Origin of the sequence: Microbacterium sp. LS_15, from assembly GCF_041954735.1 — a bacterium.
Lineage (GTDB): Bacteria > Actinomycetota > Actinomycetes > Actinomycetales > Microbacteriaceae > Microbacterium.
Genome location: NZ_JAVAYD010000002.1, coordinates 283,507 through 296,010 on the forward strand (window position 1 = coordinate 283,507; position 12,504 = coordinate 296,010).

The 12,504-nt window shown below is 70.1% G+C and carries 8 protein-coding genes; 4 read left to right on the top strand and 4 right to left on the bottom strand.

Annotated elements, in window-relative coordinates; genetic code table 11:
- Nucleotides 1–42: 42 nt before the first annotated feature.
- Nucleotides 43–972, top strand: coding sequence for a J domain-containing protein (locus tag RAC69_RS05500; protein WP_375085715.1), 930 nt, complete (start codon nucleotides 43–45; stop codon nucleotides 970–972).
- A 114-nt stretch (nucleotides 973–1,086) separates the two neighbouring features.
- On the opposite strand, the gene RAC69_RS05505 is transcribed toward RAC69_RS05500, so the two are convergent.
- Complete coding sequence (locus tag RAC69_RS05505) at nucleotides 1,087–1,872, bottom strand: HAD-IIB family hydrolase (protein ID WP_375085717.1); 786 nt, start codon at nucleotides 1,870–1,872, stop codon at nucleotides 1,087–1,089.
- Nucleotides 1,869–2,984 carry a LacI family DNA-binding transcriptional regulator gene (locus tag RAC69_RS05510; RefSeq protein WP_375085719.1) on the bottom strand — a complete coding sequence of 372 codons (1,116 nt, stop codon included), beginning with the start codon at nucleotides 2,982–2,984 and terminating at the stop codon, nucleotides 1,869–1,871. The genes RAC69_RS05505 and RAC69_RS05510 overlap by 4 nt, the downstream gene beginning before the upstream one ends.
- A 200-nt stretch (nucleotides 2,985–3,184) precedes the next feature.
- On the opposite strand from RAC69_RS05510, the gene RAC69_RS05515 reads away from it, so the two are divergent.
- The 3 genes from RAC69_RS05515 to RAC69_RS05525 are packed head-to-tail and all read left to right on the top strand — an operon-like array spanning nucleotide 3,185 to nucleotide 6,117.
- Nucleotides 3,185–4,126, top strand: coding sequence for a carbohydrate ABC transporter permease (locus RAC69_RS05515; protein WP_375085721.1), 942 nt, complete (start codon nucleotides 3,185–3,187; stop codon nucleotides 4,124–4,126).
- Nucleotides 4,123–4,980 carry a carbohydrate ABC transporter permease gene (locus tag RAC69_RS05520; protein WP_375085723.1) on the top strand — a complete coding sequence of 286 codons (858 nt, stop codon included), beginning with the start codon at nucleotides 4,123–4,125 and terminating at the stop codon, nucleotides 4,978–4,980. Before RAC69_RS05515 ends, RAC69_RS05520 begins: the two co-directional genes overlap by 4 nt.
- A gap of 54 nt (nucleotides 4,981–5,034) precedes the next feature.
- Nucleotides 5,035–6,117 carry a glycosidase gene (locus RAC69_RS05525; RefSeq protein WP_375085725.1) on the top strand — a complete coding sequence of 361 codons (1,083 nt, stop codon included), beginning with the start codon at nucleotides 5,035–5,037 and terminating at the stop codon, nucleotides 6,115–6,117.
- Nucleotides 6,118–6,225: 108 nt separating this feature from the next.
- Here RAC69_RS05525 and RAC69_RS05530 read toward each other — a convergent pair whose 3' ends face one another.
- Entirely contained in the window at nucleotides 6,226–10,767 is a 4,542-nt protein-coding gene (locus RAC69_RS05530) for a discoidin domain-containing protein (protein WP_375085727.1), read from the bottom strand.
- A gap of 217 nt (nucleotides 10,768–10,984) precedes the next feature.
- Entirely contained in the window at nucleotides 10,985–12,289 is a 1,305-nt protein-coding gene (locus RAC69_RS05535) for an ABC transporter substrate-binding protein (RefSeq protein WP_375085729.1), read from the bottom strand.
- Nucleotides 12,290–12,504 lie beyond the last annotated feature (215 nt).

Genomic DNA, 12,504 nt, shown 5'->3' on the forward strand with positions numbered 1-12,504 from the left:
CCGGACGGATATTCTGGACGCCGCGGTCGCGGAAGGAGAGCGATGTTCGACAGTCCGCTCTCGGCCTCGGCCTACGAGATCCTCGGTGTGGATCCGGACGTCGAGCACGACGAGCTGCGCCGGGCCTATCGCCTGCGGCTGCGGCAGACGCACCCCGACACGGGCGGCGACGCCGCGGTCTTCATCCAGGTGCAGCGCGCGTGGGAGCTCGTCGGCACACCCGAGCTGCGCGCGGCCTACGACCGCCGCAGCGGGGTGCACCCCGGCATCCCCACGGATTCGGAGGAGTCGGGATGGCGTCCGCGCACCGCAGCGCGCACCGACACCCGCCCGAAGGCGCGATCGTATGGGCATCCCGGCGGATGGCGCCGCGAGCGGTATCTCACGCTGATCCGCGAGTGGGCGGGATTCGGCGTCGAGGTGCCTGACCCGTACGACCCGGCGCTCGTGCGCTCCGCGCCCCGCGACCTGCGGCGGCTGCTCGCCGACGCCCTCGCCGAAGAGGCCACCGCGCGCACCGTGAGCACGCTCGGTATGGGGTTCACCGTGTGGCACGACGTCGCGACGGGCCCCGACCCCGACGCCAAGCTCGACCACGTGGTGCTGAGCCCGTCCGGGCTCTACGGAGTCATGTCGGAGGACTTCGGCGGCGTCGTCGGCTTCCGCCGCGGCGAGATCACCGGACCGAGCCTCGGCACGAGGGCGCCGGTCACCGCCGCCCTCGCCCGCATGCGCGCCGTCGCCAAGGCCGCGCGGGTGAAGTTCGGCGGAGCGATCATCGTGCTCCCCGACGACGATCTCGCTCAGGCGGTGACGCCGCTCGGCACGAGTCGCGGCGTGCCGGTGGTGGTCGTGCGGCGCAGCGCTCTCGCGATGGTGCTGCGGCAGGGCGTTCCCGGCGCCCGCGCGATCGGCGGCAACGAGCTGTTCGACGTGCGCACGCGGTTGCAGCAGACCGTCCGGTTCGTCTGAGGGCATCCCGTCACCGTGCCGCCGAGCCACCCCTTCGTCGCCGAGCCACCCCTCCACGAACCGTTCGCTGGAGGGTGGGTCGCGCAGAAGGGGGTGGTTCGAGGCCGTGCGGGTTCAGGCCTCGCGAACGGCGGGAACGCCCCCGCTCGCGAGGAGCTCGGCGAGGTACGCGGCCGTGTCCTGCCAGCCGGTCACCGCATGGCACGGCACGCCGAGCGCGCGCACGGGGTAGTCGTTGCCCTCCGGATCGAGCCTGTCACCGATGAAGAGCATCTGGTCGAGTGGGATGCCGGTGCTGCGCGAGAGCTCTCGCATGCCGAAGGCCTTGTCGACGTCCTGCTCGGTGACGTCGATCGATGTGGATCCGCCGGAGCGCACATCCAGGTCGGGCACACGCTCCGCGACGGCGGCGCGCAGGGACGCCCTCTTGGCCCCGGACGGATCCCAGGCGGACTTGGCCTCGATGGGAGCCTCCTGGCCCAGGGCGGAGAACGTGATCTGCGATCCGCGGTCCTCCACGATGTCGCCCCAGGTCTCGAGCTCCCACAGGCCGAGCCGGCGCGCTTCGCTCTCGAACGCCGCGATCGTCCTGTCCCGCTGGTCGGCGCTCAGGCTCCGTGCGAAGACGGTCTCGATCGCCCCGTCACGGAGTCGGTAGTACTGGGTGCCGCACGCGGGGAGGAGGTGGAAGCGCGCCAGCACCGATGGATCGGCGGCGGGCAGCCTGTCGATCACCTGCGCGGTGAACTGCTCCAGCCTGCCACCCGAGATGATCGCGACCTCGACCCGTGCGGCGAGCGCGATCAGCAGCTCCCCGATCGTGGGATCGATCGCGCTCTTCGATGGCGCGAGGGTGTCGTCCAGGTCGAACGCCACCAGGCGGATGTCCGAGACCGTCACGCCGACGCCCCCTGCCGCGGTTCCGCAGGATTCCGGGCGGGCGCGGTGCTCGCGCGGACGATGAAGTCGACCGACGGAAGGGTGACGGGCGGGTGCTCGCCGCCCTCCACGAGGGCGACGAGGGCGTGGGCACAGGCCTTCGCCCACTCGAACACGTCCTGGCGCACGGTGGTGAGTGCCGGGAAGACATAGGGCGCGAGCGGGATGTCGTCGAACCCGATGACCGACAGATCCTGCGGGACGCGGACGCCGCGGTCGGCCGCCGCCGACATCCCGGCGATGGCCATGATGTCGTTGGAGAAGATGATCGCCGTCGGCGGCTCGGGCTGGTCGAGGAGCTCGTGGGTGGCCCTCGCGCCGGCTGCCCCGGTGAAGTCGGCTTCGACCAGCGCTCCCGGATCGAGTCCGAGCGCCGCCATCTCGCCCTCCCAGGCCGCACGACGGACGCGGGAGTGCACGTAGCGGTCGGCGCCGGAGACGTGGGCGATCCGCTGATGACCAAGCGCGTGCAGATGCCGAACCGCTCGCCGAATGCCCGCGGCGTCGTCGAGGCCGATCCCCGCGCTGTCGTCACGGTGATCGGTGCCGAGGAGGACGTACGGGAGCCCGAGCGCGCCGAGCTGCGCCGGACGGTCGTCGTCGACGCGGAGATCGGTGAGGAAGACCCCGTCGACGCGTGCCTCACCGGCCAGGCGCGCATAGGCCTCCTGCTCGGCGTCGTCGCCGTCGACGACCTGGAGGACCAGCGCGTATCCCACGGTGGACATGTAGCTCTCGACACCGGCGACGAACTGGGGGAAGAACGGATCGGTGCCGATCAGCGACGGATCGCGGCGGATCACCAACCCCAGCGCCTGCGCGCGACTGCGCGACAGAGCCCGGGCACGGGCGTCCGGACGCCATTCGAGATCGTGCGCGGCCTGGAGGATGCGTTCCCGCGCCTCGGCGCCCACCCCCGAGCGCCCGTTGAACACGAAGGAGACAGCGCTCTTGGAGACGCCGGCGCGAGCCGCGACGTCGCCGATCGTGACTTTGCGCTCGCCCCCGACGTGAGGGGACGCGACCGTGGCGGGGACGACGTCGTCCCGCCCGGGCGGAGGATTCGGATTCATAGCGGAAGTGTATCCCACCGTTTAGTGAGATTTAGCTGCGTCTCGATCACGCGAGATCCCGCGGACAAGGGGCGAGTGGTCGCGCCGCGGTCGACAGTTGACCCGTTTCGGCAAAACCGGTTTACTAAGAGTGTTGTCAACGTCGACCTCGTCGGTCGCGGATCAGGAAGGCAGCGGCCGCAGCAGTGAGGAAGAGCACCATGGGCAAGGCAGAGCGAGATCGTCGGCCGACAGCAGGACGAGACTCCCGCCCCTCGCACGGAGTCCGGCGCTGGCTCGGAGACGACCCCCTCGGTCTGCTCCTGAGCACCCCGTACGTCCTGTTCGTCGTCGTCGTGTTCCTGATCCCCTTCGGGTTCGGGATCTGGATGTCCGTCCACGACTTCTACTTCACGGCACCCGGCGCCGAGGTGGAGCATCCGTTCGTGGGATTCGCGAATTTCTCCGCCGTCCTCGCCGACCCCGTCGTTCATCAGGCGTTCGGCAACCTCCTGATCTTCCTCGTCATCAACGTCCCGCTGACCGTGGTCCTCGGACTCCTGCTCTCGTCCACGCTCGATGCCGTCGTGCACTGGAAGGGCTTCTTCCGCATCTCGTACTACGTGCCGTACGTGACGGCATCCGTGGCGACTCTGTCGGTCTGGATCTTCCTCTTCAACGGCAACGGCGTCGTGAACTCGATGCTCGGATCGCTCAAGCCGGATCCCTCCTGGCTGGCGAATCCGGCGCTGATCATGCCGCTCATCGCGGTGTATGTGACCTGGAAGAACCTCGGCTTCTACATCCTGCTCTACCTCGCGGCACTCCAGAACGTGCCGAAGGAGCTCCACGAGGCCGCACAGCTCGACGGCGCCGGTCGGTGGCAGCGCTTCCGCTCGGTGACACTGCCGGCGGTGCGCCCGGTCACCTCGCTCGTCGTGCTGCTGTCGATCATCACCACGGGGCAGATCTTCACCGAGCCGTACCTGCTCACCGGCGGCGGCCCGAACGGCGCCTCCATGACTCCCGCGCTGCTGATGTACCAGCAGGGGATCCAGCAGGGCAAGCCGGATGTCGCGGCCGCCATCGGCATGATCCTCGTCGTCGCGGTGATGATCGTCTCTCTCGTCTCGCGCCGCATCACGGAAGGCAGGAACCGATGACCACGTCGACACCCCCACGGAGCGGCCGCGGTCTGGCGGCACTGCGGTTCGTCCTGCTCCTCATCGGCGCCGTCGCGGCGCTCGTGCCCTTCTACTACATGATCATGGGGGCCCTGCAGCGCACCCGCGACACGAGCCTCTTCGGCCTGCTGCCGCTGCCGGAGAACCTCACGCTGAACAACTTCGTCGAGATCAACGAGTCGGTGAACCTGCTCGGCTCCCTGCTCAACTCGCTGATCTTCACGGCGGGTGTCGTCGCCTGCACGCTCGTATTCGGACTCCTGGTCGGCTACGCGCTGGCGGTGCTCTCGTTCCGAGGGCGAGGACTCGTCTTCGCCCTCGTGCTCCTCGTTCAGGCCATCCCGTTCCAGCTGCTGATGATCCCGCTGTACGTCATGGTCGTGCGCTACTTCGGCCTCGCCGACAACTTCCTCGGGATGATCCTGCCGTTCGCGATCAACTCGGTCGCCGTGCTGATCTTCCGTCAGTACTTCCTGCAGATCCCGCGCGACGTCTTCGACGCGGCCCGCATCGACGGGGCGAGCGAAGTGCGCATCCTGCTCTCGATCGCCGTGCCTCTGGTGCGTCCGGCCGTGCTCACCGCCATGCTCGTCACCTTCATCGGCCCCTGGAACGAGTTCCTCTGGCCGTTCCTGGTCACGAAGGATGCCACGAAGCAGACCCTCGCCGTGAGCCTCGCGAACTTCTCTCAGACCAATGGCGCGTTCCTCGAGAACCCGATGGGCGCTGTGCTCGCCGGGGCGTGCGTGCTCGCCGTCCCGGTCGTGGTGCTCTTCCTGCTCTTCCAGCGCCACTTCACCTCCGCGAACCTCGGCTCGGCCATCAAGGGCTGAGGCTCCGGCATCCGACATCCCCGACTCATCCCCGATCACCGAGAAGGCATCACCATGACCCCATCCCCCGTCGCCGCACTCCCGACCGCCATCCCCTACGCCCTCACACGCCTCGGCGTGATCATGACGGCGGATCCCGGCGATCCCCTCGAGGCCGAGGGCGTCCTCAACCCGGGCACCGCCTGGGGACCGGACGGAGAGCTGTACCTGTTCCCCCGCGTCGTCGCCGAGGGGAACGTCTCGCGCATCGCGCGCGCCCGCGTGGTGCTGGAGGACGGCGTCCCCACCGGCGTCGAGCGCCTCGGGGTCGTGCTCGCGCCGGACGAGCAGTGGGAGCACGGGAGGCAGAATGCGGGGGTCGAGGACCCGCGCATCACCTTCCTCGAGCCCCTCGGCGTGCACGTGATGACCTACATCGCGTACGGCCCGCTCGGCCCGAAGCCCGCGCTCGCGTACTCGACCGACACCGTGACCTGGCACCGGCTCGGACCGCTGCAGTTCGCCTATCAGCCGGAGCTCGGCACCGATCTTAACCTGTTCGCGAACAAGGACATCGTGTTCTTCCCCGAGCTCGTCCCCGGACCCGACGGCGCCCCGAGCATCGCGCTCCTGCACCGGCCGATGTGGGACCTCGACTGGCTGCGCCCCGGCGAGGGCACGCAGCCCCCGGCCGGCGTCGACGACGACCGTCCGTCCGTCTGGATCGGCTACGTCGACCTGGAGGCCGCCCGCGCTGACATCTCGGCGCTCACGCGCGTGCACTCGTCGTCGATGATCGCCGCGCCGGAGATGGCGTACGAGAGCGCGAAGATCGGCGCCGGCCCCTCGCCGCTGCGCGTGCCGGAGGGCTGGCTGCTCGTGCACCACGGCGTATCCGGTGCGACGCCCAAGGGCTTCGAGCTCGCGTACGGGTCGCGCTACTCCGCCGGGGCGATCCTGCTGGATGCCGAAGACCCGCGTCGCGTGATCGCCCGCACGGAGGAGCCGCTCCTCGCGCCGGAGACCGCGGAGGAGCTGCAGGGCACCCTCGGCAACGTCGTCTTCCCCACAGCGATCGAGGAGATCGGCGGCCGCACCTTCGTGTTCTACGGCATGGCCGACTCGTCGATCGGCGTCGCGGAGCTGACCCGCGCCTGAGCCGGATCCGTCTCGAACGAGAGAGGCCGCCTCCCCTGATCGGGGAGGCGGCCTCTCTCGTTCGTCACTCGGCCGGGCGCCTGGTCGGGGCAGCCCGGCCGGTGCGGATCAGTTGATCCGTCCGCGGCGCACCCGCAGGGCGATCGCGCCCGCGGCCAGCAGCAGCAAGGCCGCCCCGAGCGTCCACGGCAGCCAGGTGAGGTCGCCGCCCGTGCCGGGGAGTGAGCCCGAGCCGTCGGAGCCGGTCCCCGCGCCGGGGGCGCCCGGTGCGCCGGGATCGCCCGCGCCATCGGCCGCGACCACCGTCACCGCGACGGACGCGACGTCGACGCCGGCCCGCATCGCCACGAGAGTGTGCGCGCCGACCGCGACGTCGGCGGGAACCCTGCCTCGGAAGGCGAGGGTGCCGTCAGCTGCCGCGGTGGCCGTGCCGAGGTCGACGGGGGTGGAGCGCAGCTGGATCACGTACTCCTCGCCCGCCGCGAAGCCCGACCCCGCGACGTCGATCCGTCCACCGACCTTCGGGGAGCCGTCGACCCGCAGCACGGGCGTGACGACCGCGGGGTCGACCACGACCGACACGGGCGCCGAGGCGGCCGACCACCCTCCTGCGTTCTGCGCTCGGACCGTGACGGCGTGGGTGCCGGGCGCGACGTCGGTCAGGGCCACCGTGAGGCGGGAGGCCTCACTCTGCACCGTCCGATCGCCGACCGCGACCTCGTAGGCGATGACGGGCGAACCGCCCTCGCTCTCCGGGGCCGCCCACTGCACCTGCACGAGAGTTCCGGATGCCGTCGCCATCACGTCGCGCGGAGGCGACGAGACCGCGTCGCGGCGCACCAGACCGGCGAGCGCGCGCTCGAGCGCCGCCGCGACGGCATCCACCTGCGCCTGGGGCGCCGCGGCGGTCGACCGCATCTCCTTCGCCGCCTCGAGCGCGGGCAGCACGGGCGCCCAGCTGCTCGGGGTGAAGTCGGCGCTGGCAAGGGCGTTCGCGGCGTCGATCTGCGCGGTCAGTCCGGCGAGGTCGGCCGAGACCGTGACGCCGCACCACGCGACCTCGGTGCCGTCGTCGTGACGCAGCATCACGCGGGTGGTACCCGGCTCGTGGGTCACGATGTCGGCGTCGATCACGCCCGCGGGCGAGACCCTCACCTCACCGCGCACACTCGCGACCGTCTCATCGAGCGAGACGGCGGAGAACACGTCTCCGGGGTTCAAGGGCGAGACCGACGCGGTCAGCACGGCCGTGCTCTGACGCGGGGCCGAGACGGGGGCCGTGCACTCGAAGGTGAAGCCGCCGTAGAGCTCGAACTCCCAGATGTTGAGGCCGTACTGGGTTGCGGGCACGCCAGTGAGGCGCACGTAGCGCGCCTCGGTCGGGGCGAAGTCCAGCGTATGGGTGAGCGTCGGCTGGGCGGCCTGCACCCGCGCCAGCGGCACCCAGGTCTGACCGTCGACGGACCCCTCGATGCGGTAGTCGTTCGAGGTGCCCGACTCCCAGGCCACCACCGCACGCGAGACCGACCGCGTCTCGCCGAGGTCGACCTGCAGCCAGTGCTCGGCGACCGCACGCGCCGACGACCACTTCGTCGAGGCGGAGCCGTCCGTCGCCTTGGGCGCGGTGATCGTGGCGTTGTTGTTGTGCACGCTGTCGGCCGTCGTCGGCCGACCGAGGGCGAGGTTCCCCTTGCCGCTCGGGATCGTCGGGGAGTCGACGACGAGCCGGTCGCCGAAGACCTCGAACTCCCAGATCGAGGGGCCGTAGTCCAGCGCCCTCGTGAGGGTCTGCATCCGCACGAAGCGGGCGCTCTGCCCGTCGAGGGTGATCACGTCGAGCCCGCCGTCGCTTCCGCCGGTCGGGGTCGTGTACGCGTCGCGCCAGGTGCGGCCGTCGTCGGACAGCTGGATCCGGTAGGTCTTCGCGTAGGCCGCCTCCCACCACAGCCGCACGGTGGAGACGGGTCGCACCGTCCCGAGGTCGACCTGCGACCACGCGCTGTTGGCGTTGTTGCCGCGCCAACGGGTCTCGCGGTCGCCGTCGGTCATCGAGAACACGAGGTTGTAGCCGGCGTAGCCGGACGCCCTCGTCGGCGCATCGATCGCCAGATTGCGGGTCGACGTCACCGTCAGTTCCCGGATGCCGTACGCGTCGCCGGCACCGTCGAGGAGGAGCACCCGCACCGCGACCGCGGCCGTCGGCGTGATCGGGATCTCGGTGGCTCCCCCGCCGCTCACCCCGACCCGGGAGTGGTCGGTCCAGTCGACGCCGTCCGCACTCGTCTGCACGAGCACGTCAGAGGCGGGCTCGTCCGTCCAGTCGATCGCCACCTTGGTCACCCATGATCCGCGCGGCAGCTTCTGCGCGACCCACTGCGTGCCCGTACCCGCAGAGCGCCAGACGGAGTCGCGGTCGCCGTCGCCGAGCGCGTCGACACGGACACCGTCGGCCGTGCTGCTGGCGGAGAACGCCGAGACGGCGGGAGCCTGCCCGGCCGACAGCGGAGCGGTGACCGTCTTGCCCTGGTTCTCGCCGGAGCCCAGCGCATAGGTGCCGTGCCAGTCGCGGCCGCCGCCACGGAGGGCGACGTCGACCGACAGCGCGGGGCGGTCGGGGTTCGACACGCTCACGACGGGGGTCTCCCCGCGCTCGTCGAGGATGACGATCGCGGGCTGGTCGACCGCGAGCTCACGCCCCTCGCCGAGGTCGAGCGCACCCGCCGCGTAGAAGGTCGCCATGGTGATGCCGGCGCCGTCGTGACGAGCGGCCTGGATCTCGGCGTCGTTGCGGAGCGTGCGGATCGTCGGCGACGCCGCGTACGCCTGCACCTGCGCGGGGGTCGCTGCGGGCAGCACCGTGTAGTCGTAGGAGCCGGCCGTGGGCCGCACCCCGTGATCGATCCACAGCGAGAAGGCGTCGCGGCTCATCGTCTCGCCGCCCTCCCAGCTTCCGGACTGCGTCCGGTTCGAGACGGTGACGGCCTGACCCGGCGCGAAGACGTACCCGACCTCGTCGTTGTACGCCCAGCGGGCGCCCGTGGCGGCCTGACGATCGGTGCCCGGCGCGACGGCGGCGCCGTCGAGGGAGGCGTTGCTCTTCGCCGAGGCCTGGTTCACCGTGGTGTGCACGGGTGCGTCGCTGGTCGAGACGATGCCGGTGCCGAGGGCGACCATGCCCTCGTCGAAGGTGAAGTAGCTCTTCCGTGCGTTCGTGCCCGCTGTGTCGAGCGTCAGCACGCTCGCTCCGAACTCTCCGTCCGACGTCCCGCCGGTGAACCCGCCGCCGTCGCCGTTGCGACCGCGGTTCTCGAACCCGCGCTCGGTGCGCTTGACGTCGGGGGCCGTGACGCCCGGGTAGTGCCACCAGTCGAAGGCGGCGGCCAGGTCGAGGTACTCGCGATTGTTCACCTGGATCGCGGTCGACCCCATCGCGTTCCAGTACACGGGGTTGCCGAGCTCGTCGCGGTAGCTCGTGCGGAGCTCGGCGCCGAAGGTGCGCGAGGAGTTGAGACGGGTGAAGATGCCGTACCCGTCGCGGATGTGGGAGTCGAACTCCGAGCGCCAGAAGTACTTGTGACCCGTGACACCGTTGGTCTCGGTCGTGCCGAGCACGCCGTCGAGCACGTCCTGGTACGCGGTGGCGTACAGGGCATCGGTCCGCGCCATGCGCTGCAGCGGCTCGATGAACTCCGACGCGTGGGTCGTCACGTCCTGGATCGTCTTGGGCGGACGGTAGTTGAGATACAGCATCCCGATCTCGCCCCGGATCATCCAGCGGGTTCCGCTGATGAAGTAGAAGGCGATCTGGTCGAGCTGGTCCCTCGAGAACGCCAGTCCGGTGCCGCGCGCGACATCGGCCCACAGCGCCGCGTAGGTGAAGAGCACCATCCCGTAGCCCTCGCTGTAGAGCTGGGCGCCGTGCGCCCAGAAGCTCGCGTCCGGCTGCACCGCTTCCTTGACGGTGCCCGAATGGTCGACGGCGATGGTCGCGACGATCGTCGCGAAGCCCTCGGCGATCTTCGCGGCATCCTTCGTCGAGAGCGCCTCGAAGAGGTAGTTGGAGGTGCGCCACGAGCCGTTGGCGCCGACCGGGTCGAGCTTGCCGGTGTTGTGCTTCAGTGCGACGTCGAACGCCTCGGGGCTCAGCACCCCGCCGAGGAACATCGAGATGCGACCCATCGCGATGGACTCGCCGATCTCGGTCTCCCACCAGTTCGCGTTCCCCGGGTTGACGCGGTCCCAGTGCAGCAGCGCGCGCTGCACGGCATCCACGAGCCTCGCGTCGCCGAATCCCACGGCGGTCGGATCCTTGTACGCCTGGGTCATGGCGAGCATCCGATACAGCGCGATGTAGGCCGACCACACGCTGCCGTTCGCCGAGCTCGTGCGGTCGGCGTAGTTCACGTCCGACCACGACCCGTCGGGGCTCTGGGAGGCGACGTAGTCGAGGGCCTCGGAGGTCTTCGCGAGGTATATCCCGTTCGCGATGATGATGTCGTCGCCCTGGCCGAGGTAGTACTCCTCGAGGCGCTGGACGACCGTCGCGACGTCGTCGTCGATCGCGGCGGACGCGGGAGACGCCGCCGTGAGGGTCGACCCCCCGATGACGAGCGCGAGGAGGAAGGAGAGCAGTGCGGTGACGCGTCTCATGGCGAGGCTCCTTTGCCGGTGCCCGAGGCGTTCGTCGCCGGGGCGGATGAGGCCGGGGCCTCGGATGCTGCGGGTGCGCGTTCCGAGGGTACGGATCGCGGTCCGGGGCGCGCATGCACGCGCACCCCGGACGGATCGGCGGGGGCTGCCGATCGGGAGGCCCGGGCCTGGGCGATCAGGCCTGAGGGACCGGCCCTGGGCGATCAGCCCTGGGCGATCAGCCCTGGGCGATCAGGGCGTCGATCTTGTCGGCGGCGGTGGAGAAGGTCTCCTCGAGGTCGCCCTCGCCTGCCTGCACGGCCTTGCCCCACGCGTCGCGGAAGGTCTGCCACATCTCCGTCGCGTCGGCGATGTTCGGCACGTCGACCGTGAGCGGCACGGATGCCGAGAAGGTCGCCAGCACCGGGTCGCCGGCGAGGAAGTCGCCCGCCACCTCGTCGACGTCGCCGCGCACCGGGAACTGACCGGTGGTCTCGAGCAGTGCCAGGTCGTTCTCGGCGTTCATCGAGAACTTCGCGAACTCCCACGCGGTCTGCTTGTTCTCGCACGAGGTGTAGAGGCCGACGTTCTTCGAGTCGCCGAAGGTGTAGGTCTCCTCCGCGGCGGTGCCGTCGGCGGTGGGGAGGGGCACGATGCCGTAGTCGACCTTGCCGTCGAACGCCGCGGCACCCCAGGGGCCCGCGATTCCCATCGCCGACACACCGTCGGCGAACGGTCCCGCCCAGGCGTCGCCGCTGTAGGCCTCTGCGGAGGAGTAGCCCTCGGCGTACATCGTCTTCCAGAACTCGAGGGTCTCGAGGCCCTCGTCACTGGTGAACGCGGCGGCTCCGTCGCTGACGAGCTGCGTGCCGCCGGAATTGGCCAGGAAGAACGGGTAGAAGTCGAACAGCGAGTTGGTGTAGTCGCCGGATGCCGGCGGGTACAGGGAGTAGTCGGCGGCGCCCGAGCCCTTGATGGCCGCTGCGGCGGCGAGCACGTCGTCGTAGGTGGCGAGCTGCGGGTTCTCGGGGTCGAGACCGGCGGCGGCGAACGCCTCCTTGTTGTAGTAGAGCATGAAGGGGTTGGCCTTCCACGGTACCTGGTAGAGGTCGCCGTCCGGCGAGCGGAAGCCGTCGGCCGCTGCGCCGGAGCGCTCGGTGATGAAGTCCTCGCCGTCCTCGAAGGTCGTCGAGATGTTCACGAGACCGCCCTGCTTCTGGAAGGCGGGCACCGCGGCGGGTGCGGTGTTGTAGACCAGGCAGGGCGTGTTGCCCGCGGTGATGGCGGCGCCGATCGCATCCTCCGAGGACTTGCCGGACGGGATCGCTGCGGCCTTGACCTGCTCGTCGGGGTGGTCGGCGTTCCAGGCCTCCACGACGGCCTCGGCCCAGGCGATCTCCTGCTCGTTCGTCGAGTACCAGATCGTGATGGGTCCGGATGTGAGCTCGCCTCCGTCGCCCCCGGCGCCGCCTCCTGCGGTGCCGCACGCGGCGAGGGGGAGGGCGAGGGCTGCGAGAGCGAGGACACCTGCATAGCGCTTCATTGCGAACTCCTTCGTTCGAGAGTCCTTTCGCGGACGCCCGTGCTGTGATCGTGGCGGTCTTCGGGGACCGACATTCAGTAGTAAACCGGTTTTTGTCGAACGTGTCAACGAGACCTCGGCTACCGATAGATCCGGGTGATCGCGGCGCTCTACTGACTGATCAGTAACTAAACTCCACTAAATCCTGTGGCGCGCGCCGATCGGCGGTCTGCGGT

Excerpts from the sequence above, each read along its gene's own strand:
- RAC69_RS05500 (WP_375085715.1), top strand. The coding sequence starts at position 43 with ATGTTCGACAGTCCGCTCTCGGCCTCGGCCTACGAGATCCTCGGTGTG.
- RAC69_RS05510 (WP_375085719.1), bottom strand. The coding sequence starts at position 2,984 with ATGAATCCGAATCCTCCGCCCGGGCGGGACGACGTCGTCCCCGCCACG.
- RAC69_RS05515 (WP_375085721.1), top strand. The coding sequence starts at position 3,185 with ATGGGCAAGGCAGAGCGAGATCGTCGGCCGACAGCAGGACGAGACTCC.
- RAC69_RS05520 (WP_375085723.1), top strand. The coding sequence starts at position 4,123 with ATGACCACGTCGACACCCCCACGGAGCGGCCGCGGTCTGGCGGCACTG.
- RAC69_RS05525 (WP_375085725.1), top strand. The coding sequence starts at position 5,035 with ATGACCCCATCCCCCGTCGCCGCACTCCCGACCGCCATCCCCTACGCC.
- RAC69_RS05530 (WP_375085727.1), bottom strand. The coding sequence starts at position 10,767 with ATGAGACGCGTCACCGCACTGCTCTCCTTCCTCCTCGCGCTCGTCATC.
- RAC69_RS05535 (WP_375085729.1), bottom strand. The coding sequence starts at position 12,289 with ATGAAGCGCTATGCAGGTGTCCTCGCTCTCGCAGCCCTCGCCCTCCCC.